At 43.8% G+C, this 25873-nt stretch carries 18 protein-coding genes and 1 tRNA gene; all 19 read right to left on the reverse strand.

The window, feature by feature from the left end; genetic code table 11:
• Positions 1–12234, reverse strand: a 12234-nt coding sequence (locus tag Q8R38_01990; GenBank protein MDP3790794.1) for a hypothetical protein, incomplete at its 3' end; no start/stop codon positions are given.
• 233 nt (positions 12235–12467) lie between these two features.
• Positions 12468–12541 (reverse strand) — tRNA-Ala (locus tag Q8R38_01995).
• 12 nt (positions 12542–12553) lie between these two features.
• On the reverse strand, positions 12554–12874 hold the full coding sequence (gene cutA / locus Q8R38_02000) for a divalent-cation tolerance protein CutA (protein MDP3790795.1): 321 nt from the start codon (positions 12872–12874) through the stop codon (positions 12554–12556).
• Positions 12875–12935: 61 nt separating this feature from the next.
• Positions 12936–13208 carry a hypothetical protein gene (locus tag Q8R38_02005; GenBank protein MDP3790796.1) on the reverse strand — a complete coding sequence of 91 codons (273 nt, stop codon included), beginning with the start codon at positions 13206–13208 and terminating at the stop codon, positions 12936–12938.
• 16 nt (positions 13209–13224) lie between these two features.
• Positions 13225–13425: a winged helix-turn-helix domain-containing protein gene (locus tag Q8R38_02010; GenBank protein MDP3790797.1), complete on the reverse strand. Its 201-nt coding sequence runs from the start codon at positions 13423–13425 to the stop codon at positions 13225–13227.
• Between the two features lie 15 nt (positions 13426–13440).
• Positions 13441–13683 (reverse strand): hypothetical protein, encoded by a 243-nt coding sequence (locus Q8R38_02015; protein MDP3790798.1) that lies wholly within the window; start codon positions 13681–13683, stop codon positions 13441–13443.
• Positions 13684–13719: 36 nt separating this feature from the next.
• Entirely contained in the window at positions 13720–14121 is a 402-nt protein-coding gene (locus Q8R38_02020; GenBank protein ID MDP3790799.1) for a hypothetical protein, read from the reverse strand.
• A gap of 16 nt (positions 14122–14137) precedes the next feature.
• A complete protein-coding gene (locus Q8R38_02025) occupies positions 14138–14530 on the reverse strand; it encodes a biopolymer transporter ExbD (GenBank protein ID MDP3790800.1) in 393 nt (130 codons plus the stop codon).
• The gene (locus Q8R38_02030) at positions 14520–15152 is read right to left on the reverse strand and encodes a MotA/TolQ/ExbB proton channel family protein (GenBank protein ID MDP3790801.1); all 633 of its coding nucleotides are present in this window, start codon (positions 15150–15152) and stop codon (positions 14520–14522) included. The genes Q8R38_02025 and Q8R38_02030 overlap by 11 nt, the downstream gene beginning before the upstream one ends.
• A gap of 19 nt (positions 15153–15171) precedes the next feature.
• Positions 15172–17010, reverse strand: coding sequence for a tetratricopeptide repeat protein (locus Q8R38_02035; protein MDP3790802.1), 1839 nt, complete (start codon positions 17008–17010; stop codon positions 15172–15174).
• Between the two features lie 38 nt (positions 17011–17048).
• The gene (gene uvrA, locus Q8R38_02040) at positions 17049–19841 is read right to left on the reverse strand and encodes an excinuclease ABC subunit UvrA (protein ID MDP3790803.1); all 2793 of its coding nucleotides are present in this window, start codon (positions 19839–19841) and stop codon (positions 17049–17051) included.
• Between the two features lie 102 nt (positions 19842–19943).
• A complete protein-coding gene (locus tag Q8R38_02045) occupies positions 19944–20171 on the reverse strand; it encodes a hypothetical protein (GenBank protein ID MDP3790804.1) in 228 nt (75 codons plus the stop codon).
• A gap of 31 nt (positions 20172–20202) precedes the next feature.
• Positions 20203–20940: an ATP-binding protein gene (locus tag Q8R38_02050; protein ID MDP3790805.1), complete on the reverse strand. Its 738-nt coding sequence runs from the start codon at positions 20938–20940 to the stop codon at positions 20203–20205.
• A 3-nt stretch (positions 20941–20943) separates the two neighbouring features.
• On the reverse strand, positions 20944–21756 hold the full coding sequence (locus tag Q8R38_02055; protein MDP3790806.1) for an aspartate dehydrogenase: 813 nt from the start codon (positions 21754–21756) through the stop codon (positions 20944–20946).
• 27 nt (positions 21757–21783) lie between these two features.
• Positions 21784–22761: a quinolinate synthase NadA gene (gene nadA, locus Q8R38_02060; protein ID MDP3790807.1), complete on the reverse strand. Its 978-nt coding sequence runs from the start codon at positions 22759–22761 to the stop codon at positions 21784–21786.
• Complete coding sequence (panC, locus tag Q8R38_02065; protein ID MDP3790808.1) at positions 22762–23610, reverse strand: pantoate--beta-alanine ligase; 849 nt, start codon at positions 23608–23610, stop codon at positions 22762–22764.
• Position 23611: 1 nt separating this feature from the next.
• Positions 23612–24016, reverse strand: coding sequence for a 2-amino-4-hydroxy-6-hydroxymethyldihydropteridine diphosphokinase (folK, locus tag Q8R38_02070; GenBank protein MDP3790809.1), 405 nt, complete (start codon positions 24014–24016; stop codon positions 23612–23614).
• Positions 24016–25182 (reverse strand): LL-diaminopimelate aminotransferase, encoded by a 1167-nt coding sequence (locus tag Q8R38_02075; GenBank protein ID MDP3790810.1) that lies wholly within the window; start codon positions 25180–25182, stop codon positions 24016–24018. The genes folK and Q8R38_02075 overlap by 1 nt, the downstream gene beginning before the upstream one ends.
• Positions 25183–25193: 11 nt before the next feature.
• A complete protein-coding gene (gene dapB, locus Q8R38_02080) occupies positions 25194–25871 on the reverse strand; it encodes a 4-hydroxy-tetrahydrodipicolinate reductase (protein ID MDP3790811.1) in 678 nt (225 codons plus the stop codon).
• Positions 25872–25873 lie beyond the last annotated feature (2 nt).

Genomic DNA, 25873 nt, shown 5'->3' on the forward strand with positions numbered 1-25873 from the left:
TGCACTTTCACCAGAGGCTATGCCTAAACGTACAAGGTCAGGCCAGTATAGCTTGAATTCTTCAGGGGTGAAGAGCTTTTTTAATACTGGCAGGGTGTTTTGGAACAGATATGATGCACTTTCACCAGAGGCTATGCCTAAACGTACAAGGTCAGGCCAGTATAGCTTGAATTCTTCAGGGGTGAAGAGCTCCTTTAATGCTGGCAGGGTGTCTCGGAACAGATATGGTGCGTTTTTACCAGAGGCTACATACAATTCTTTAAATGGAGTATATCCATACGCTTTTATGACTTCGCTGAATTCTTTCTCAAGCATCTGAATATCTATTCGTTCAGCCAAAAATATCTTCGCCGCCTCTTCCTCTGCTTTGTCGAAGGACGGCTGTGTAACCGTCTCCCCTCCGGGTGGGTAAGACGGCTGGGCGGCGGTTAATTTCAAATAGTCTTCCATAGAAACCCATTTTTCCGCCTCTTCCAATTTTGAAACAAGAACTTCCGGCTTAACAAAATGCGGAACAAAAGATTCTACCCGATACAGCGCATGCCTAAAATACGGGCCATTGACAGGAATTCTGATGATAATACCGGCATAACCTTTAGCTTCGGCAAAATGCCGAACCTGACTTCCTATTTCTCTTTCAAAATTGGTCCTGATATTTATTGTAAAATGTCCCGTTTCTTTGATACTCTCCCACTCTCTTTCGTCTATCGCCCTGTATAGATATTGCCCCTGGTAAGCTACCAATGGCCATGTTTCTAATAACTCCCCAAATGCATTCTGTGATATCTCGCGAAATTCTTCCAATAAATAACCACGACCCTGATAAATAACCCGCAATAGCTCCGGTTTTTTGTCAATATTGTAATCTATGGATTCACCTTTTTCATTAACGCGCTTGATACACCCATTGTTTTTGTACACCAAAATCAAATCATCGATTTTAGCGCCTTTTATATGCGCAGTAAAATCCCATGGAATATGTGATGTAGCAGATGGTAGCGTGGTTACGATAGGGAAATACTCTTTTGGTATTATCATATAAACTTGTTCGGGCATCACAGCCGATGCTATTGGCGCCGCGGACTCTTCTACGGCCAATCTTAGTGCCCCCTCGCTGTTTCTAAAAAGTAGATTACCGGTTACTTCTTTAAGCAAAGTTTGTTTATCTGCATCTGTAATTTTAGACAAGACGGTTAGTATGTTATCATGCGTCTCTTTATCTGTATCCGCTACGCGGGAGAGAATAGACTCAATTAAACCCAAATTCAATGGTATCAGACCATCTGCCTTAGCGAGCCTTTTCAATATATCCTTCTGCTCTTCAGCGCTTATTCCACCCATACCTATAGGTAGCGCTTGCGGCTGTGTAACCGTCTCCCCTCCGGGTGGGTAAGACAGTTTTGCTGCTTGCGGCTGGGTGGTGGATGCTGTCAACGACAGTTCCATAGTAACTACCTGGGGCTGCCCAGCCCTCCAATTATCCGCTATGGCCTTGTCAGCTGCTGCCAATCCCTGTCCTTTGGCTTTTTCAAAAACAGGGGCCAGTCCCATATCGACATAACCCCTATATTCATCCGAAATTCTGAATCCGCCCAATTTATATAATTCAATAAGATGATAGCCGCCCATAGCCGGATCTGTCAGCGATATTTCGATAAGCATCTTATCGTAGGCGGCCTGCGACGCAAATTCCTTCAATCTGTTCATTATCGACATAATAACGCGCGGCGGCATTCCCGGCCTTTGATTCCCGGGTTCCCTCAACACAAGTCTTTCAATAACAAGCGAATTATCATTATCCTTTCTTCTATCGCGTATTGCCAAAAGCGCATAAACCTGTTTGTCGGCATCTAATCCCTTTACCACGACGGTCCATGCGGGCCTTGCCTCAAGTTCTCCCTTTGCTACCAAGGGAGCCTCGGCCGGCGCATAAACCTCGACTGAAATGTCATTACCTGTGACTTTTTTGATTTCATCGATGGGTATCAAACCCTCCATCACCTGTTTCATCGTCCCTGCTTTGTCAGGATCGAGTATTGAAGCGGAAGGATGAATCTGTTGAGCTAAATTTGATATGGTGGGTGCCACGGCCTCTCCAATGGCTAATTTAAGCGCTTGCTCATTATTCTTAAAGAGCGGGTTACCGGTTACTTCTTTAAGCAATCTTTCTTTATCCGCATCTATAATTTTAGACAAGACGGCTGATATATTATCATGTGTCTCTTTATCTGTATCCGCTACGCGGGAGAGAATCGCATCAATCAAAGCCGCATCCAATACTATCGGTCCGTCTGCCTTAGCGAGCCTTTTCAATATATCCTTCTGCTCTTCAGCGCTGATCCCACCCATACCTATAGGCGGCGCTTGCGGCCCTTCGACTCCGCTCAGGGCACGTCCTGAGCTTCTGCCGAAGGACGGTTGGACGACAGGCAACGCTGGCGACTGGGCAATGCTGGGTCCGGGAGCTTTCCTCGTTAAATAACCGAATAATTTGGGCACGATGCTCATTCCAAGGAGCGCGGGTAAAAGTGTAATATGGGCGATCGAGGGGTCCTGGATAAAAAAACCTGCTGACATGAAAAATAGAATTATTACAGCTACTCCACTACTTGCGACCACATTGCGCAGGGACACAATGCGTTTCTTCGCGATATTAAAACTAAGATTAATGGCGGCAAGTGTGCCTACTCTGTTTCCGTAACCATCCTTCAGCGACCTCCTGATATAGTCTTCGCCGTTAACGGCGCCTAAAAATAGCTCTCCTAATTTTTGCCCATAAAGGCGCAGGCTCCTTGCCAGCCGCATGACATTTTTATTCTCAACTTTTGACGCTATGTCAAAGACCTCCAACAAGAGATCTCCATCTACTTCTCTAACATGCAGATATATTGGCTCTTTAAAGTCGCCGTGATTACCATGGATAAAGGCATTCCTTAAAATTTCCGCAATGTAGGGTGCGCCGTATTCGCCGGCGAACCTGCTTGCCAGGATGTTGGCCAAAAGGACAAGTTCCCCGTTTATCAGATCATACCTGCCGTCAAAACTGCTTAAATCCAACGCCACAGCCTTACCTTCATCAAGTATCTTTATTATCTCACCCGATGATTTGATACCAACCCTGGGGATTGCGGTTCCATACTCGGTTTTAAGAAGACCCTCTAACTCTGCGGCGGAGAGGCTATTCCTGAATTCATCCCATTTCTCACCACCCAGGATCTTTTGTATTAGGCTAAGATGCGCATCACGAATATAACGGCTTTCCATAGCGATAGTACGCGCAAGCTCATCCACTGCAAGTTTACCGTTAAGCACATTGTCGGCAAGTTGCACAATATAGTTTGCGGAGTAACCGCCATCAAAAGGCACGTTTTCAGGTTTTATTTCGGCTCGCGCCTTCATCTTATTTTTTATCCATATTCCAAGCATAATACCGGCAACTATCGCACCCGGGATCAATCCTATGGCTATATTGCCAATACCTATAGAAAAACCTGAAGGGTCACCAATAAGAATTATGCCTGCCGCCAAAACGAATGACGTTGGCCTGACGGGCAGAGGCTGTTTCAGGGCCTGCATCATTTTGCCGAAGGATGGCCGTGCAACCTTCTCCCCTCCGGGTGGGTAAGACGGTTCTGCTAATGCCGACTGATTTAAGTTCTTATGGTAGAACATGAGTGGGATTGCCAAAACGAATGCCGCGGGCGCGAACCAGACATTCCATAAACCAATGGCAATGGCAACAACGCCTATTACGAGTTTTGCTGCGGTAAGCTTTGCGACTATGTCTCTGTCGTGGTCGATATTAAATATGTGACCTGCTGTAAATAAAATCGGAGGCGCGAGGGCAAGGCCTGCCAAAGATGTGTAATCGTGCAGGCCTAGTAATGTAAAAAATCCGTATACCAGTGCACCTGCGCTAAATGATATGGCTGTTTCCGACCACCACGCGTTGCGCATCCATCTTTCATTTCCGAACCAGGCACCGCCGCCTTCGGGCGTGGTTAGCATCCGTTCCAACACAGACGGATCTACTCCCAATTTTATATAGTACTTTAAAAGATGTTCTTTTACCGCTGGATATTTTGATATAGCCGCGATAATTTTTGCGATCATAACTTGATTCAGGTTACAAGAAGCGTACTCTGCCTTTTCAGCGCTTTCCTTTTGAGCCGCCAGGTTGCCGGATAAAAGCGCGAACGTTTCGTTTGCCGCTATTAACTTCAAAGCTAACTGTTTTTCATCAGAATTAAGTTCGTTTGAATTATTGATTTCATCTCTACTATTTGGGTTATAGGACGAGCTGTAAATATCGCGAAGTCGGTGGAAGCTATTCAGCGCTTCCTCATCCGCTTCCAGTAATTTTTCCAATTTGTCATAACTATCTATGATGATCGGTTGAATATGGAGAGGGTCTTGCAGAATGTGGATATATTCATGCAAAAGATGCGAGACGGAAGGAATAAAACCTCCGTAATATAATGTCTTGGCACCGGGAACCACAACAGCTCCGCCGCTATGGTACTCTATACCTGCAAGATCCGTATTCAGTCCCCATTCCGATAAAGACAGAATATGGATTTTCCATCCTGATTTTTGAATAATATCGGTAAGATCCCCGACTGTGAGCATCCCTAATTTGTCCGTATCGGTATTTTTTGGGCTGATATTCGCGGTCTTCTGCGCACCAATAACCACTGTGGTATTACCTGTCTGCTGATAGTCGGTTGTCTTTTGAGCTGAATCAATAAATAATAATGTCGCTACCAATGCGGTAACTTTAGCAAATTTCAAAACACTATGCTGAAATATTGTTCTTAGCTTATTCCATGTTTTTATTCCGAACACAGTGCCGACGATTAATGCCGCCGGAATCAATCCTATGGCTATGTTGCCAATACTTATTGAAAAGCCTGACGGGTCACCAACAAGAATTATACCTGCGCCTAGAACGAACTGCATAGGTTTGCCAATCAAAGAGCGACCAGGAATTTGCACTGGTGTCGCAGCTTGCGGCTGTGCAACCTTCTCCCCTCCGGGTGGGTAAAACGGTCCTACTAATGCCGACTGATTTAAGTTCTTATGGTAGAACATGAGTGGGATTGCCAAAACGAATGCCGCGGGCGCGAACCAGATATTCCATAAACCAATGGCAATGGCAACAACGCCTATGGCGAGTTTTGCTGCGGTAAGTTTTGCAACTATGTTTCTGTCGTGGGCGGAATTAAATACATGACCTGCTTTAAATATAATCGGAGGCGCCAGGGCAAGCCCTGCCAAAGATGCGTAATCATGCAGGCCTAGTAATGTAAAAAATCCGTATACCAGTGCACCTGCGCTAAATGATATGGCTGTTTCCGACCACCACGCGTTGCGCATCCATCTCTCACTTCCGAACCAGGCACCGCCGCCTTCGGGTTTCGTGGCTTGAGCAAAGGAGGCGGTAGGCACGCTGGTTTTGTATCCTGCTATGGCTTGACCAACGGCGTCCTTTCCTACCATTACAGTAGCTATTGCCTCTTCTTGGGAATAACCTAATAACTGCTGTAAATAGATTATTTCTGGGGTATACTGTGGCACCTTATTACGAGGCGTTACCTTCACATTTAAGATAGGCGCATCCTGATCAAGCGGTATTATCTCTCCCACACCAGGATCACGTGGTGAACCTAACGGAAGCACTCCCTCAGGTAGCTTAGAATCCTTTTTAATTCCACTCTCCCCCTTATTCGTTGCAGGTACTTTTATTTCTCCTATAATTCCAAGCGCCTTTTTTAACTGCACTAACTTCTCTTTTGAAATAGGGAGAAAAAACGCCATGTCCTGCTTATTCCATTCCAATACTTCAAGCTTATTAAAGTCGTATCCACGTAATTCTTTTTTTCCTTGTGCTACTTTCTGAAAGTTAGTTATGATTTCATATCCTAACGTACCGCGATTGGTGGAGGTTCTTATTCTCGGCAGGTCTTTTATCTGGCCGTTCTCTAAGGCTGGCGTGAGCGCATTTAAAGTATTCACTGCAAAGTCAGCTGAGTAACATGCAAAGATAATAATGGTTAGATCTGATAGTTTTCCCTGATTATTCTTTGCCCGGATCAACAGGTCCTCTGCAAATTCCTTGTAACTATAGGCATCTGGATTATAAAAATTATCTGACTCCTCTTTGCCGGGCTGACCAGAGTTAAGCCATAGATGCCGCGTGCCCCCGTGATGACTAAAATAAAGGAGATTAAAATTCGGATCGTGTATCGAACTACGTAAACTATCCTTTACCTTAACCTTTTCATATGGATCAACCGTTCCTTTATAACTTACGAAAGTTTCTGGATCTTTTGCATTTACACCAAAATCTTTAAATAAAGCTGTGACTTTCTTAGGGTCAAACCTCTTCTCTTCATGAAAGCTTGCCACAACACGTGAATTCTTATCTATAGCTATCTGCTTCCCTTGCTCAAGCCATTCATCCAAAATAAATGGCAGCACTTTTGACACATTTGCGTCATCAACTTCTGTGCCATAACGAACCAATATTGCCTCAATCCCTCGAGCTATCGAGAATTGATTTGGTTCCTCCATTTGCCCCGTTCTCATCAGCGCCTCTGTCTGAGAACGAAAATCATGATTCTTATATATCACCATGATATTTTGCGGAGAAAAACCTTGCGCCTTGATATCGTATTTTCTATCGCTAAAAAGACGTAAAAGATTCTTTGATAACGCATCCGTAAGGCCGATTGATGCATTGCCAATAGCATGAGCCGCACAAAATCTTACTTCTGCATCCGCATCATTAATGCCATTGCCGGATTGTGTAAGAAGAGTAGATATATTTTCACCTATCCTAGGAGATGCTTTGGCAAGTTCACCAAGAACCCGAGTTGCATGCCTTCGTATTTCTACATCCGTATCATTAATGCCTTTGCCGGATTGTGTAAGAAGAGCGAGTATATTTTTATCTAACTCAGGAGATGCTTTGGCAATTTTAATAAGAGCCTGATCAGCACAAAATTTTACTTCTGCATCCGCATCATTAATGCCTTGGCCGGATTGTGTAAGAAGAGCGAGTATATTTTTATCTAACTCAGGAGATGCTTTGGCAAGTTCGCCAAGAGACCAAACTGCAGAAGCCCTTACTTTTGCATCCATATCACTAATACCTTTGCCGGCCTTAGTCAACGCTTCAATTCTATCTACTTTCATCTTAGGGCTTATTTCTTTCATAAAATTTACTGCTGCATATGCCAAAATTACCGTAAACCCAGCGATGACCAATGCGCGAAGCAAATATCTTACATTCAGCCCTCCTCTTCCATTTTGCGCTACTGTATTCGAGCCATTTATTACAAAATGTATAGCAGTTAAGCTACTGATTATTGCTATAACAAAAGGATCTAAAAATCCTAACGTGAAGATGAAGTACGCCGCCAATCCTGTTCCTAAGCTAAAGCCTAATATGTCACGTTTCCATAGGACTGTTCTGCCACGCAATATGTGCGGCAGCCAGAATACCGTCCCTGCGGCGAATGATGCGGCAATCTCATTTCCATGAGGAATTAGAAAAAATATGATAGCGCCAACCCCGATACCAACTAATGATTCTAACCACGGAGCCACCCAGCGCACGTAAGTTTCATTGTCAAGCCAGGCACCGCCGCCTTCGGGCGTGGCTTGCGTAGGCGCGAAATTGCCCGCCACAATGACTTCACCTGTTCCCATACCTGCACTTGCAATAGCAGTATTGATGGATGGGCTCATCAATCTATCAAAAATTTCTCCATACAGTTGGAGAGGTATATTATAAGAAAGGAGTCCTTCTTTTTTTAATACTCCCTTATCTTTTTCGACTTTAGCGCCAAGCAACTTCAGGATCTCATTTATTGCGGTAACTCTATTATTCTCATCGACATCTTCCAATTCCAATGTTCTCAATATTTTTTCATAAGAGATAGACGCGTCATATCCATATTTACGTAGGAAATCCGGAAATAGGTCTTCTCTATGGTAGTATTTTGCGAACTCGGCGGCAAATTGAAGCCCCCTGAGTTTGTCAAATTCCGTAATCTCGCCCTTTTTCATTTTTGTAAAATAAAGATTTAATTCATATAATGCCATCATACAGAGCGTTGCTTTGGAAGAATCTACATAACCCGCATTTAGTGAAACAATATATACAGCCTTGCCATCCATCGTTTTCGCATCCGAAACGAGACAAGCATCCTGACTATCATTATAAGAAATGCTAAAGCCAATCGGCCTTATTAACTCTTTAACATCCTTTAAATAATCGTTGAACCCAAAGAAATAGGAAACAAGCGATACCGCTTCCCGCGCTTTTTCTGTCCTTATATTTGCCGCATTAATATTCTTTATGACAAAGTCAAAGCTATCGTTATCTTGTAAAGGCACCACATTCTCAGGCAGCACAAACCCGTCTTTGTAGTCTAAGCCATCGATTATCCTCGAATTGGGGAATCTGTACTTAGTGTCTGTTTCTTCTCTTTTAGATGATTTGACTTGCGATGAAACTCTTCTTTCAATATTATCCCAGGGCTCTTCTCTTGTTATACCTTCTATCATGATCGTTAAAGCTTGAATGTTATGTTTGAGTATCGATGCGGTGGTTGTTCCGATAAACTGACTGTGCGGATAACGCAAACGAATTGGACCTGAATAGCACCGCGTGCTATCGCACGACAAGATAGCGATTATTTTAGTTCCAAATTGCAAAATGTTTCCTTGCGGAGCCTTTTCGAGAGCGAGGGCAAGCGATGCTCCCATGCCGGAATGCCCTGAATAAACTATCATATGAATTTGTGGATCACCAATATAGCTAAATACCTCTCCTTTATAATTTTTCGGGTCCCCCGTGGGATCACAATACACGGTGACCTTTTTACCATTGAGCTCCCTTCTATATATAACCAACCGCGCTTTTTCCTCCCTTGAATAACCTGCCGCCACGAACATACTATTAAAATAATCCGGCGAAGTCGGGGCATAGAGCCTTATATTGAGCTCCTGACCCGGGTTCTGCTTTTTATCAAATATCTCTTCGTAGGGTGGGGCGGATTGAGGCGTAAAAATTGATTCGACACTTTTTACCAAGCCAGGGTTTTTGCCATTTAAAAAGGTATGATCATTTTTATTAATTGTGCTTAACGTAACGGCAAGGCACTGAAGATACATATTTCTCCTCGAAGGAACTTCTTTGCTCATAATAGAAGTATATATTACGTCACAGATTTCAGCTTTTTTATCAAGATCTACCGCTTTGCTTGAAATAGCAAACATCATTAAATTAAAATCTCTATAATCTATAACTTTTTTCTGTTTAATATCCGCGATTTTTTTGCCAACTATTTCTTGGAATAATAATTTTTTTCCAGCTACATTTTTTGCCAGTTCTATTCTTACATGTTCATCATGAATTAATTCGAGTATTCTTTCAAAAAACTTTCCGGATGCCAACTGTGGGTTATTTTGAAATATTTGGATTAAGGCTACCGCCGCTTCACAACAAGCCTTTCCATCTTTATCATATATTCCCTGGTTCTCTTGCGTTAAAAGCGATATTGCCTCTTGGGGCCTCATATATTTATTCTCTACCCATTTACCAATTAACCCAATAACATAACCCCGGATATAGGAAGAAGGACTTTTAAATCCAACGCCTTCCTTTTGCGTTAGAAGCTCTATTGCTTTTTCCGGGTTGATTTCTGGCAAAATTTTGGTGGCCTGTTCAACTACATATTCATCTTTATCATATATTCCCTGGCCCTTTTGCGTTAAAAGCGATATTGCCTTTTCCTGAGTCATATGTTTATTTTCCACCCATTCAACAATTAACCTAATAACCTTGTTTCGAATAACAACAGAAGGGTCTTTCAAGCCGATATCTTTATATTGCGTTAGAAGCTCTTTTGCTTTTTCAAAATCTATTTCTATCAAAATTTCGATGGTATGTTCGCGAATAAATTCATTTTCATCAATCAGGAGTTCCTTTGCTTTTTCCAGGTCGATTCCTAACAAAACTTTGATGGCCAAGCCAGTGACCCTACTAGCACTATCATTTATCCCCTGGTTCTCTTGTATTAAAAGCGATACTGCCTCTTCCGGCTTCATATATTTTCTCTGTACATATTCACCAATTGAGCTAATAACGCGGATCCTTACTTCATAATCCGGGTCTTTTATTTTTTCTTTAATCGCATCCAAATTGAATGATGGAGCTATGGCTATCTGGGCAGGCATTGAAGTCGGTGAAACAGCGTACGCCGGCGCAAAGATATTAGCGGCCACTCCTATCAAAAAGCACGCAATGCTTATAATAAACAATCTTCTGAAGCCATCCGCGATATTCCTCCAAATCGATACCCAGCTTACACTACCGCCTGAGATTGCAGCACTGGCCTGCACTGCGGCTGGCGCTTGCGTCGTAGTTTGCGGCCGTATAACCTTCTCCCCTCCGGGTGGGTAAGACGGTACAAATACCTTCCGGTCACCTATGTTAACCGGTTCTCCATTAACGATAAGCGGTTCTGAGTTCTCAAATTGCGATAAGGAAAATATAACGCTAGTTCCGTTCGTGAATGAACCGCCATTGATAAGCCCTGTCACCACTTTAATGGCTTCATCAAAAGCATCATTATGGCCTAACACGTTTAGGTATGACGCTATCTGCAATGACGACTGTCTTTCACTAATCGTCTTTGTGATAGGATCAACTCCGCCCGAAAGTAGCCTGAAGTATGGACAGTCACCTTCTGATTTTTCCATTTTTGGTAAAATCTCTATATATGAATAACCTTTTTTCTTGAATATCTCTTTTAAATTATCTTTGTGAAAACCACCGGTAACGAGAATAACCGCGTCGGATCGACCTATCTTCATCTTATGGGTTATATTTTTAATGAACGCGCTATCTCTCTTCAGGGAAAGAGAGTAGAACTTCTCCATATTTTCCCTGTACTTATCAAGGCGCGCCAAGCCTTCATCTACCTTAAAATCGAATCCGTATAGCGGGCATTTAGCGGATAGAAAAGATATAAAGTTCCGTGCGGCAAAATCATCCTTATGCCCGAGGTAATAGTCCCAGTCTTCTTTGACAAGGCTTACCGACAAGATATTCTTTGTGATATCAAGCCGCCTGGACAATATATGCAAAGCCTTCTCGTCATCATTAACGAAACTGGATTCAAATATCTTTTCTTCAATGGACTTAAGCTGGCGCGAAAATTCCCTCTTATTGATGGACTCAAAGCGGCTTACGTACTCTGAATATCTCATTAAATTCGGGGACTCGCTGATATCGAAACCGCAAAGTTTCGCCTTTGCGAATAAATATGAATAAAATTCCTCTTGAGGTATTTCGCCTGCGTGAAACGCAACTGTTTTTGCCACCATTTCTTCAAGATATTTTTTAGAGAGCCTCTTATTAAGTTTATCTATCAGAACATTGCGCTCTCTTTCAGCTACTTTGAAATCTATACTATTTTCATCCTCTATTATTTTGGCAAGTTCAAGGACATCCTTAAATGAAGATATGTCAACATTGCGCATTTTCGCGGTGCTCACGAGGCTGGGCATATACTCTTTAACATCGAGCTTGCCTTCGCTATACTGTGAAGCCTTTTCATCCAGGGCCATAAGCTCTTTTGAGTAGATCCTGGATTTAAGATTTGTGATGGCGTGGTTTAATAGATTAACGCATTTGTCCGCGTCTTCTTTGAAGCCCAGAGAATCCCGGTAGGTTTTTAAATTCTCGATATAATATGCCGGGTCCTCTATGCCGTACAGGGTTACCGCCTGCGGATTATTTATGGCATAGAACTCCGAGCCATTAACTTCGCCTTCTTTCACAAAATAATCCGCGACATCCTGCCTGATCTTAGCGTCGGCTATGTTAGTAAAAGGCGTAAGGTCGTAATCACCAGCACCGCCTTCAAGCGCTATTAAGTCTACGCCATATTTATCGCGCATATACGATATGATCGAGGCAATGGACTGCTGGGCAGAATAGTTGCAGTGGGCGTCCTGGATGTGTATGATGGTCTTGTCGAGTGTGCCTTTGAAGGTGTAGGCAATTTCGCCTAAGTTTATAGGGACCTTAATGTCCCCTATATTCATCTTATTATGAGCTAATAGGGATTCAGAAGACAAAGGCCTGCCTATGCCTTGAGCTTCACCTAACGGCCCTATTGATTGCAGGATAAAGGTGAAGCATACGGCCAAAGCCATTATTTTGCAAATTATATGTCGCCTTAATGGTATTACCATATACATATGAGTTTACACGATAATAATATCAATTCAAGTCGGATTCTCTTACTTTTTTATGCCTTAACAAAATGCCCTGCACCAGTCGGCTAACCGTTAAACGATAGCCTCCGGTACAGGGCATGTACCACTACACATTATGGCCGTGCCATGTACCCGAGCGATGGCTATCTCTAGTTTTCGCGAGTGGTACATGGTGGAGCCTACGGGAGTCGAACCCGTGACTCAGCGTTGCGAACGCTGCGTAATTCCACTTTACTAAGGCCCCATTTTGGGAATACTATACAACAGTCCGGCTTATCCAGTCAAGGTAATCCTTGCTGCCGGCAATGATCGGTATCGCTATGATTTCAGGCACCTCATAACTATGCATTTTTTTTACTTCAGTTTCTATTTTTTTAAAATTTGACCGCCTGGTCTTCATCACGATAAGAACCTCTTTTGCGCTGTCAATCTTGGCCTTCCACCAGAATTTAGATTCTATGCCGGAGACGATATTAGCGCATGCGACGAGCTTCTTTGCTAATAAACGGTTCACGATCTTACGCGCTTCCTGACGCGACGCGCAGCTTACCGTTATTGAGATAAAACTATTATTCATATTTTGTAATTTTATGTTTTGGAATGGGGAATCTGCGGGATTCGATATAAAAAACGTAATATTACGTAAGAGTACCGATCATAGTGCCGACAGCATCCTGGACCAGCGCCCAGTCCTGCTGATTATGTATGGCGAATTTCTGCTTTCTTTTCCATCCGCCCTCCGGCCTCTTCTGCCACAGGTAGAAACATACCTGTTTTCTTCCGTAGCTTTCAAGCAGGACTACCGCCGACCACCAGCCGAAACGCTTATTTATCGTCTTATGATCAAGTACCTTTAATGGCGCGACTATCGGTACTTGCTCTTCTTCGCGTATATTTTTTGGCTCGGGCATACCCCTATCCCCCTTTCTATCTTCTTAAGGATACCTGATAATCAGAACCTGTCTTCTCTACTACAACATGTCCCTCTCTGGCGAGCCAGCCTATGCTCATAAGGACTCTGTCTCTTTCGGTGCTGATGCCATTTATTATCTCTTTTAGGGAACTTTTTCCGTGCGTATCAAGGTAGTGCCATATATCACCTGCCGTAATCCCTATTTCCGTAATCATTTTTGCACCTCCTAATTAGATGGCTTGCTCCCTCTTGTTATAACTGCCGCAAAGAGGGCAGATAGAGATATCATCATGTAAGCTGTCTATATACGTATGAAAGCATATGGAACACTTCCAGGCGTTCTCGACATGCTTTTGGTCTGGGGTGACACTCCTAAGTTTTTTATATCCCAGTATTGCCCATACGGCAAGTATCGCAACTACAGAAAACAGGATATAAATGAATATAAGCGTTCCAATATCTATTCTTATCATAATATTACCATATAATATGGGAAATACAAATATTTTTTACGGCTCTATTTTATCGCTATCTACCCTGGCAGCGGTCAATGTAATAAATTCTTTATCGCTCTCAAAAAGCTCCGCGTCAAAGCCCGAAAGGACATATTCGTCGCCCGCGGCACGCTCCCCTACTATGGCTGACCGGGCATCAATAGACATAAGAAATTTTTGCTCAAGCGCTGTCCGTTCTTGCGTTGATGGGCTCACGTTTAACACACTTCTTTCCAATATCGGCCCCAAAAATGACACATTGGAAAATTTCACGCTTTTATTAACTTTTGGCACAACGACAACGGTAAACGCCGAAAGCCAAAATAGATGCCACGCCGCGGAAAGTAATATCGCGAGCACAAGAACTTTGCCTTTAAGCAAATTTATCCCAAATTTTATTCTTGCCCCTTGCCCCATGCCCCTTGCCCCTGTTCTATTGGTTTGTCGCTATATTTATTTGAGACACGCCTTCTCTGCGGCATGCGTCCCATATGCTCACTACGCGGCCCAGTGGCGCGCGCGAATCAGCTTTTATGAGCAGCCCCACTTTTTCCTTTGTAAGGATCTTAAGGCGCGAAACAAGCTCATCTTCGGAAATTTCCCTGTCTTCGAGATACATCTTGTCGTCTTTTGTTATGGTAACCACGACATTATCCTGCTGCACTACCTCACTTGTTACCGCTTTTGGAAGGCTCACACTTATTCCCGGCTGGAATATAAAACTTGATGTGAATAGAAAAAACACAAAAAGAAGAAAAAATATATTCACCATAGGAGTAAGATCAAGCATGCCTTTTTCCAGCTTCACGCGGCGCTTAAACTTCATACGTATCCCTTCGCGAAGATAGCAGATTTACCAGATCCGTAGCGCTCCTCTCCATATCGTACACAAGGTTATCGGCCTGATTAACGAGATAGTTGTAAGCCACATAAGTCGGTATGGCTACCGCCAGCCCGGCCAACGTCGCGAGGAGCGCTTCCCATATACCGCCGGAAAGATCACCTGGATTCACAGGCGTCATCGTAAGCGCCTTGAACTGAATGGCCTGAAATGCCTTTATCATGCCGCTCACGGTTCCCAATAATCCTAAAAGCGGAGTGATGTGGGCTATTGTAGCTATTATCGGAAGGTGTTTTTCAAGACGCGGTATTTCAAGCTGCGCCGCTTCATCTATAGCCTCTTTTATCTCCGGCTTCGACCGGTCATGTTTTAATATGCCTGCCTTTATTATATGCGCTATGGGCCCCGGCGTCTGATTGCACATTTCTATGGCTTCAATAATCTTATTGCGCTTAAGGTGCTTCAGTATCTCATCCATAAATTTCTGGGCATCCACCCTTGCCCTGTTGAAACTATATATCCTTTCGATTATTACCCCGAAAGCTATTATGGATAAGATTATTATCAGATACATCACCGGGCCGCCTTTTTGTATCATATCCCACATATTTCCTCCTGTAATATTTTTACTGTTTCAGTTCTTTTAGTTTCTTATACATTCTTGCCGCATCGTCCGGCATCTTCCATTTCTCGAAATTCTCTGCGGCATTCAGCAATATCGACGCGCCCTGGTCCAGCGCGTCAGGACTTAACTCAGAGCCCGGATATTTTTTGGAAAAAACGCTGAAAGAATCCACTGCTTCCATATCTTTATTCATTCTATAATAACACCAGCCGATCTGATACTGGGACTTTAGTGAAATATCGCCGTTGGCGGCACCCCTGGACAGCGTCTTAAAAATTTCAAGCGCTTCGTCATATTTACCGGTATTGTATAGAATATTTGCCATATAAAATTTATAAGCCGTGTCGTCTTTCCATTTAGGCGATAATTTTACCACCCTGTCAAATTCGGCCATGGCCTGCGCGAAAAGTCCATTTTTTAAATAAGCGACTCCCAATTTTAGCATAGCTTTATCTTTCAGCGCCGTCTGGGGAAAATTCACCAATAAGCTCTGATAGGCCAATATAGCGAGGTCGTATTTTTTTGTGGTTAAAAATATATCGCCGAGACGATATTGGGCATAGTCCGCATATGGGCTGTCGGGATACTCCCTCAAAGAATCATCGAAGGAGTTTGCCGCATTGTCATAGTCGCCGCCATCGAGGTATATATCGCCTATTTTGCATAAAGCGCTTGAGGTAAATACGGCGCTCTCGAGATTTTTGACCGCTATCTTAAATTCTGCGAGCGCGTCTTTGGCCTTATTCTCTTTAAGATATATCCAGCCTAACTGGTAATGAAGTTTCCCTGTGTCCGCCGCAGATAAAAATTTATCTATGCTTGCTAAGCAAACATCTTCGGCCTGGGCCAACTTACTATTTTCGCATAATATCCTGGCCTTAACATAGCGGCTTTCCGCCGCTACAGCCGTCCTGGGAAATTTAATATTTATACTATCGCATAATTTCAATGCCTCTTCCGCCATCGACTTCTTTTCGTAGCAGTACGCAAGCCACAACAATGAGTTGCTTGCTATCAAGGAGCTTGATGATCGGTTCGCGCATATCCCAAATCTTTTAATGCTTTCATCGAAATCTCCAAGACTAAAATAGGCCTGGGCAGTCCTGAATAACGCGAGATCTGCCCATTTCGCATTGGGTGAAATAGAGATGGCGCGTTTTAAGAATACCAAAGAATCGGCATATTTTTTCTGCTTTAAACTTATATCACCGAGCAGATAATAGCTGTCAGCCGTCTTCTCCGATAAAGGATATTTATCAATAAGACTGTTTAAATAGTTTTGGGCGTCTTCAAGCCTTCCCGAGAGGTATTCATTTTCCCCTATCTTGAATAGCGAGTCTACGGCCACTCTGTCCAGAGGATAAAGCGATACAACATCGCCGAATATGGATGTTGAGTCTTCTAAAAATCCTAATCTGTAATAAGACCACCCTTTGGAATACAAAGCATATGGCAAATATTTCGACATCGGATATTCATCCAATATCTTCTGATAATATTCAAGAGCCTTTTTATAATCACCGCCTCTATAGTATATGTCGCCTATCCAGTACAAAGCGCCGTCTTGCAACGCGATGGCAGAAGGAGAATCCAGGACAATATTAAATTCATAAGAGGCTCTCCTGAAATTATTCTGATAATAAAAGCAACGCCCCAAAAGAAGCCGCACTTCATATACGCGCGGCGTTTCAGGATATTTATCAAGAAAATCTTCTATGTTTTCCTGCGCAAGAGCGTAAAATCCGTCGCTAAACGCTTTCTTGGCGAATATAAATTCCGCCTCTTCCCCACCCTGGGCAAAGCAGAAAGATGAAACTAATAAAAACAGCATTATTACCATTAAACCCCGAACGCCGGACACCGGACATCTAACCCCTATCACGCTAATGCCTCTTTCAAATACTGTCCCGTATAAGATCTTTTATTCGCTACAATATCTTCAGGTGTGCCTTCAGCCACGATTTCGCCGCCTTCATCTCCGCCCTCCGGCCCAAGATCTATTATGTAGTCCGCGGTCTTTATGACATCCAGATTATGCTCTATAACGAGCACTGTATTGCCCTGTTTTACAAGAGCATGCAGAACATTTAAGAGTTTATCTATATCTGCGAAGTGCAGTCCTGTCGTAGGTTCATCGAGTATATAGAAAGTCCTTCCGGTAGAAGTTTTTGAAAGCTCTGCCGCGAGTTTTATCCTCTGTGCCTCTCCTCCTGAAAGAGTCGTTGCCGACTGTCCCAATCTCACATATCCTAAGCCGACATCGTAAAGCGTCTTTAACTTATTCCTTACCGAAGGGATATTCGCGAACAATTCCAACGCCTCTTCTATAGACATACCAAGCGCGTCGGCTATGGACCTGCCCTTGTATTTTACATTTAACGTCGCGTCATTAAATCTTTTTCCTTTGCACACTTCGCATTGTACATATATATCCGGTAAAAAATGCATCTCTATCTTCTTTATGCCGTCACCCATACAGGCCTCACAGCGCCCGCCCTTCACATTAAAACTGAACCTGCCGGGCTTATAACCGCGTACTTTAGCGTCGGGAATCCTGGAGAATAGATCCCTTATCGGAGAAAAGGCCCCCGTATATGTCGCGGGATTGGAGCGCGGCGTTCTTCCTATAGGCGACTGGTCTATCACAATGACCTTGTCTATGGAATCGATACCCTCTATCTTTTTATGCGCGCCCGGCTTTTCCTTGGCTCTGTAGAATTTTTTTGCAAGCGATCTGTATAATATATCGTCCACAAGCGTGCTCTTGCCTGAACCGGACACGCCCGTAATACATACAAACAACCCGAGAGGTATTTCGACGTCTATATCTTTGAGATTGTGCTCCGTGGCGCCTATTATCTTTAATCTTTTGGCTTTAGCATACGATCTTCTTTTGTCGGGTATCCCTATCTTCAGCTGCCCTCTCAAATATTGCCCCGTCAGCGATTCTTTTGACTCGAGAACGTCTTCCAAAGTCCCGCTTACCAGCACCCTGCCCCCGTGCTCACCGGCTCCCGGCCCCAAGTCTATTATGTGATCGGCTTTCCGCATGGTAGCCTCATCATGCTCCACGACTATCAGGGTATTACCAAGATCTCTTAGCGTGATAAGTGTATCGAGTAATTTTGAATTATCCTTTTGATGCAGCCCTATACTCGGTTCATCCAAAATATATACCACCCCCACAAGCCCGGAACCTATTTGCGTAGCGAGCCTTATGCGCTGCGCTTCTCCTCCGGAAAGCGTGAAGCTGCGCCTGTCGAGCGTAAGATAATCTAATCCAACATTTATCATAAATTGTAAACGCGCGGTTATCTCTTTTAAAACCTGATGAGCTATTATTTTCTGGGTTTCATTCAATTCTAACCCTACCAGAAATTTCTTCAGCTCTTTTATCGACAGATCCGAGACCTCGGCGATATTTTTATTTTGTATGGTGACCGCGAGACTCTCTTTTTTAAGCCGCATGCCGTTGCATTCGGGACAGGGCTGAACAGACATATATTTATTTATTTCGGTTTTTATAAATTCGCTTTCGGTCTCACGGAAACGCCGCTCAAGATTAGGTACGACACCTTCGAATGATCCCCATTCTCCACCCGGCTGGCCGAATAACACCAATTTTTTAATATCTTTCGGCAGGTCTTTAAACGGAGTTTCCACATCGAATCCATATTTATGGGCAAGAGAGCGTAAGCGCCTTCTGTAGTATAGATAAAGCCCCTTGCCGCCGCGCCTCCAGGCGTCGACCGCGCTTATGACAGGCTTCGACTTGTCCGATATGACAAGTTCTGGATCTATCTCCATCTTATTGCCGAGGCCGTCACAGACAGGACATGCCCCATACGGAGAATTAAATGAGAATATCCTTGGAGCTATCTCTCCTAAGCTTATACCGCAATCTACACAGGCATAAAGTCCGCTGAAAAGGATATCCTTCTTTTTGTCGGCCGACTCTACGCTTACAATTGCCAGGTCTTTTCCTACCTCGAGCGCCGTTTCCACGGAATCGGTAAGGCGTTTACGGATATCGCCTTTTAATACAAGCCGGTCCACTACTATCTCTATTGTATGCGCCCTCTTCTTGTCGAGCGAGATCTTGTCTTCGAGCTCCATTACGTCGCCATCGACCCTGACCCTTATAAATCCGTCTTTCTTTGCTTTTTGGAATAAGTCCTTGTGTTCGCCCTTTCTACCTCTTACCAGCGGTGCCAACACAAGCGTCTTTGTGCCCTCGGGTAATTTCAATATATGATCCACTATCTCCTGGGAAGTCTGTCTGGTTATCGGCTTTTTACATTTGGGACAATGCGCGACTCCTATGCGGGCATAGAGCAGCCTTAGGTAGTCATATATCTCTGTCTGGGTTCCAACGGTAGAACGAGGATTTGAGCCCGCTGTCCTCTGCTCAATACTTATTGCCGGGGACAAGCCTTCTATATATTCAACATCCGGCTTTTGGAGCTGCTCGAGGAATTGCCTTGCGTAACTTGACAGGCTCTCAACATATCTGCGCTGCCCTTCGGCATATATGGTATCGAACGCGAGACTGGATTTGCCGGAGCCCGACAGGCCGGTGATGACGACCAGTTTTTGGCGAGGAATTTCGAGGTCTATATTCTTTAGATTGTGCTCTTTCGCGCCTTTTATTACTATGGAATCTTTTATCATTATGCCGCCTTATAGGTGATAATATTAACATATATACTTAATAAAAACAAGGGGACGCCTTACGGCGATCCCCTTGTTTTTATTAAACTATACTGTATTCTATTACTTCCTGCCTCTAAGCATCTTAGCGCATGATACGTCACCGGCTTTATCGATGAAATAGAGGTAGCCCTTCTGCTTCTTCACTTCGGGCTTAGCGACAACTTTACCGCCGCCGCCTTTCGACTTTCCTCTTGCCATCTTCGTCTCGACGACATTGCCCTTCTTATCGACGTAATAGAGATAACCCTTCTTTCTCTTTATGCCTACCTTCGCGACTTTCTGTGCCATTTTTCTTTCACCTCCCTTCACATATATATTTTTATTTAACTTCCTTTATCTGTATATACTCTTTGTTAACACGTCCTATGGTCTTGAATAAGTTCAGCTTCGCGTAAGTACAATCTTTTTCAATCTTACTTATAAAATCTTTCATCACGCGCCTTTTAGATGTCTGCGCGTTCGGACATCTGCATAGCTGGCTGGGAAATTTTGATTCTTTGGCAAACTTTTTTATTACATCCTCTCCTACATAGCACAGCGGCCTTATTATCACTATCTTACCTTTAAATAATTCCTGCCTTGGATTCATCGCGGAGAACTCGCCGTGATAAAACATATTTAAGAGAAGCGTCTCTATTATGTCGTCCTGATGATGACCAAAAGCTATCTTTGTGCAGCCGGTCTTCTCGGCGAGCGTAAAGAGCGCCTTGCGCCTGTTCCATGAGCACCAAAAACATGAGGTGGCTTTCTTCTTATCTTTAACTTTTATCTTCTCAAAACGATAAGGGATGTCATAGCTTTCGAATAACTTCTTTAATTCCTGGGTATGCACACATCCCGCGCATCTGAAATCAGTTTCTATGTGCGCCGCAAATAACTTATAATCTACAGGTGCCCACTTTCGCCTTTCATTCAATAGCTTCAGCATCGATAAGCTGTCTTTACCTCCCGATACGGCCACAAGTATCCTATCTTTGTCTTCTATCAGGTTGTAATCGGCGATCGCCCTGCCTATTCTGTTGGATATGTATGCGCCTGTCTTTGTTAAATTTCTCATTATTTAAGTTCCAACCTGCACGCTTTTAGCGACTCCTCCCAGCGTTGCAATGGCCGAGAGCGCCGCGAGATAACTTGTTTTAGGATTAGATTTCGACGGTACGCTCTCTGTTCTCGTCGAGATTTTCCCAAAATCACCGGTTATCTCAACTTCATGAACATTTTTTGTATAATCGGGCGATGTCACTATGCGCACGCGCGTCTTATCCGCGCCGATACCGGCAAGGCTCAACACAGCGCATACGTTAACGTTCTGCGGGAAACCCTTTATCGCTTCATTTGCGTTGCCGTCGAATATTACTGTTTCATTTTTTATATCGGATAGCTTTATATTTTTCTCTCTAAGGTATGGGGCGCCCTCAAGCCCTTTAACGGGCTTTCGCGTAGTCAGTACGACGGATTCCAATTTTCCCGCCGAAGCGGATTTCAACCCGTCTATGCCGCTTAAGGCTCCGCTGGGCAAATATACCTTTATACCCGCCTTGGCCGCGCTTACCAATAAACCTTCATTGCCAAGAAGCCCGCCTACGCTCATTATCAATATATCCTTGCCGTGTTTTATTGTTTTTTTCAATATATCTGCGGAGACCGACGCGCTTGCCGCCTCAACTACGAGATCCGCCTTCTTGATAATTCCGTCGAGTTCAAGAACAGGAATATTGCCTTTTAGTGATTTTTTTAACGAAGCGGATTTTTTGCCGTCCTTATCACATATTCCTACAAGACTTAAGCTGTTCTTAAGCGCGGATTGGCAAGCGAAAGCCAATTCGCTTCCTATTGTTCCGCATCCGACTATCCCAACTTTTATTTTATTCATATTTTTTATAGTTTAAAGCTTATGGCCTTAATATCCCGCTATCGCCGCGCCCTTATGTTCTCCGGTAACACGCAACATCCTGTCGAGAGTTTTCAGCGCCTTATCTCTTATTTCATCCGATACTTTAACCTCGTACACGAGTTTTTCGAGGCTGTGCGCGACCCATCCCAATGTTATAAGTTTCATATTAGCGCAGACGAGATTCTGCGTCGGCAAGTAAAATTTCTTATCCGGGTTCTCTTTCTGCAGTTTATACAACATACCGGATTCGGTGGCTATAATAAATTCTTCTGATTTTGATTGCCTGACATACTTGAACATCCCGCCCGTAGAGCATATATGGTCAGATAATGCCAGGACTTCGGGATTACATTCGGGATGAGCGATAACCTCCGCCGCGGGATGCTCCTTCTTTGTTCTTATTACATCTTCCTCCTGGAGTCTCATATGCGTCGGGCAGAAGCCTTCCCATAATATTATATCTTTTTCCGGAACCTGGCTCTGGACGTAGCGGCCGAGATTTTTGTCCGGAACAAATATTATCTGTTTCTCTTTAAGCGATTTAACAACTTCTACCGCGTTACTTGACGTGCAGGCAATATCGCTTTCGGCTTTTACTTCAGCACTTGTATTAACATAACAAACTACGGCCGCATCCGGATATTGTTTTCTCTTCGCGCGCAATTTTTCCGGGGTTATCATATCGGCGAGAGGACATCCCGCTTCTAGGACCGGTATCAGGACCTTCTTGCCCGGATTCAATATAGCCGCGCTTTCCGCCATAAAATGCACACCGCAAAAGACTATCACTTCCGCGTCGGTCCTTACCGCCGCCTGGGCAAGCGCCAGCGAATCACCGCTTATATCGGCTATCTCCTGGATCTCATCGCGCTGATAGTTGTGGGCTATTATGACGGCGTTCCTATCCTTCTTCAGCTTCGCTATCTTCTCTTTGAGGTCCTGGTTATACTTTATGTCGTCGTGATCCTGATATTGTGTGGGCATCTATTTTACCGTTATTATAGCGTTATCTATCAGCCTTGTCTGTCCGAAAAAGACGGCAAGAGCTACCATTATCTCGCCTGAAATTACTTTTAAATCCTTAAGCTCTTTAGTATCAACGGCTTTTATATAATCTATCTTCGCGGCCGATTTTTGCGTTATCATATCTTCGATAACCCTGATGATCTTTTTTGGATCTCTCTCGCCCTGCTTTACAAGGTTCTCGACCTGTTTAAGTGATTGGTGCAGCACTATAGCGTCCTTTCTCTCCGTAACGGATAGATACATATTCCTTGAACTCATCGCGAGGCCGTCTTTTTCTCTTACTATAGGCATTATCTTAACGTCTACACCCATATTGAGATCCGAAGCCATCTTCTTTATCATCAGCGCCTGCTGCATATCTTTCTGGCCGAAATAAGCGACATCCGGCCTGACTATGTTAAATAATTTTGTGACAACGGTCGCTACGCCTTTAAAATGTCCCGGCCTTGACTCGCCGCATAGAGTGTCGGTCAATTTCTCTACGGTAACATAGGTGGCATAACCTTCGGGATACATATCTTTTAATGAGGGGTAAAATATTACATCTACACCCGCGTCTCGGGCCAACCCTTCATCATGCCTTAAGTCTCTCGGATATTTTTCAAAATCTTCTTTTGGGCCAAACTGCATGGGGTTTATGAATATACTCATCACAACTACATCGGTATGTTTTTTAGCGGCTTTTACAAGGCTGGTGTGGCCTTCGTGAAGATATCCCATGGTGGGGACAAAACCGATAGACTTGCCTTCTTTCTTCATCATCTTCACGAATGTGGACATTCGCGAAATATTTTCTATAGTCTTCATTCTAAGCTTTACCTAATTCTCTTAATCCCCTCAAAACAAACTCACGCTCTTTTATCCGAGGATGTGGTACCGTGAGCCCCTCTTCGCTGATATTTTCATCGCCGTAATAGAGAATATCCAGATCTATCGTGCGTGGCGTATTCTTAGCTATCCTTTTGCGGCCCAACTTTTCTTCTATGCTATTTAACACTCTTAATAAAGGCCTTGCCCCAAGAATTGTATCTACCTCTATCACGCCGTTTAAAAATTTACCCTGCGGGATATCGCTGACAGGGGCAGTCTCATATATCGTCGAGCTTCTTAATACTCTTATCGATTCATTATCCTTTAACGCTTCAATGGCTTTTGTAATGTATTTAAGCCTATCGCCAAGATTTGAGCCAACCGCTATGTAGCATTTAACCATTAAATAAGTTTTTTCTTTATGCGATCTACCGCTTCCCTGATGCGCTTCTTATCGACAGTTACCGCGAATCTGACATATCCTTCGCCATGATCGCCGAAACCATTTCCGGGCGTCGCTATAATATCGCAATTTTCTAAAAGAGCTTTCGCGAAAGTGGCCGATGTATAACGCGGCGGAACTTTCGTCCATACATAGAATGTTGCCTTGGGCTTCTCTACTTTAAGCCCTATGGAGTTAAGGCCTTCGACGAGAATATCGCGCCTGTCCTGATATATCTTTACCGCTCTCTTTATGTGCTTATCGTAATTATCTAAAGCCGCGGCTCCCGCGCGCTGTATAGCGGAGAATATTCCGGAATCGATGTTCGACTTCACTTTAGCGAGGCCTTCTATGATTTGGGCGTTACCGCACGCGAAACCTATGCGCCAGCCTGTCATATTAAATGTCTTGGAAAGTGAATGGAACTCCACCGCGACATCTTTGGCGCCGTCTATCTCAAATATGCTTGGGGCCCTATAGCCATCAAATGTCATTTCCGAATACGCTGCGTCGCAGCATATTATAATGTTGTGCTTTGCGGCAAATTCTACAACGTCTTTTAAGAAACTTTTATCGCATACAGCCGATGTGGGATTATTCGGGTAATTTATAAAGATCATCTTTACTTTATGCAGCTGGTGATGATTTATCGCTCTTAAGTCAGGAAGAAACTTATTCTTTTCTAATAGCGGCATATATATAACTTCGCCGCCGGCAAATATCGTCCCTGACCTATACGGAGGGTAACATGGATCCGGTACCAATACGGCGTCGCCGGGATTGATAAAGGCAAGCGGTATATGAGCGATACCTTCTTTCGAGCCTATAAGAGGATAGACTTCCTTATCGGCGTCCATGGTTATGCCGAATCTTTTCTTCAGCCACTTCGCCGCGGAATTTCTGAATTCAGGTATGCCCTGGTCGAGCGAGTATCTATGCGTCGAGGGATCGCGCACAGCCTTATTGAGCGCGTTTATAACAAATTTTGGCGTGGGAATATCCGGATCCCCTACACCCAAATCGATAATATCACGCCCTTCTTCACGAGCCTTCTTCTTCGCCTTGTCTATCTCTACAAATAGATACGGCGGCAGCCTCTTCAACCTATCCGACTTCTCAAAATTCACTCTTCGCTCCTTTATAAAGCCAATACGTCCTTCATTGCGAATAGGCCGTTCTTTTTACCGGCAACGAATTTCGCGGCCTGAAGCGCGCCCTTAGCGAATATATCGCGTGTCTTCGCGCTATGCGTTATCTCTATCAGATCCACATCACTTTCGAATGTTATAGTATGTTCGCCGACTATCTCGCCTTCGCGTATGGAACTGATAGCTACGTCGCTATCTTTTCCTTTTATGCCTTTTACTATTCTCTCTATCTCTTTCGCAGTCCCGCTGGGCGCGTCCTTCTTTTCAGCATGGTGCGCCTCAAGAATACTTATCTCATACTCACTGCTTAATATCTTAGACGCGTCTTCGACAAGTTTAAATAAAAGATTCACGCCGACCGACATATTGGGAGATAACACAACCGGAATATTGGCGGACGCTTCCCCTATCTTATTCTTTTCTTCTTCCGATAATCCCGTAGTACCTATTACAATAGCTTTTTTGTTTTTTTCACATATCGCAAGGTGCTTCATCGTCGCCTTCGGCGCGGTAAAATCTATCAGACAGTCGCATCCGGCTATCGCCTCTTCCGCGTTCCCATCGACATCAAATTGGCCTGCCACATTTAATTCAGGGTCTTCCTTCGCCAGGTCGATTATCCTCGACCCCATCTTTCCATTTGAACCGCTTACACAGATTTTAACCATTA

It is taken from the genome of Candidatus Omnitrophota bacterium, assembly GCA_030695905.1.
GTDB lineage: Bacteria > Omnitrophota > Gorgyraeia > 2-01-FULL-45-10 > 2-01-FULL-45-10 > CAZHPY01.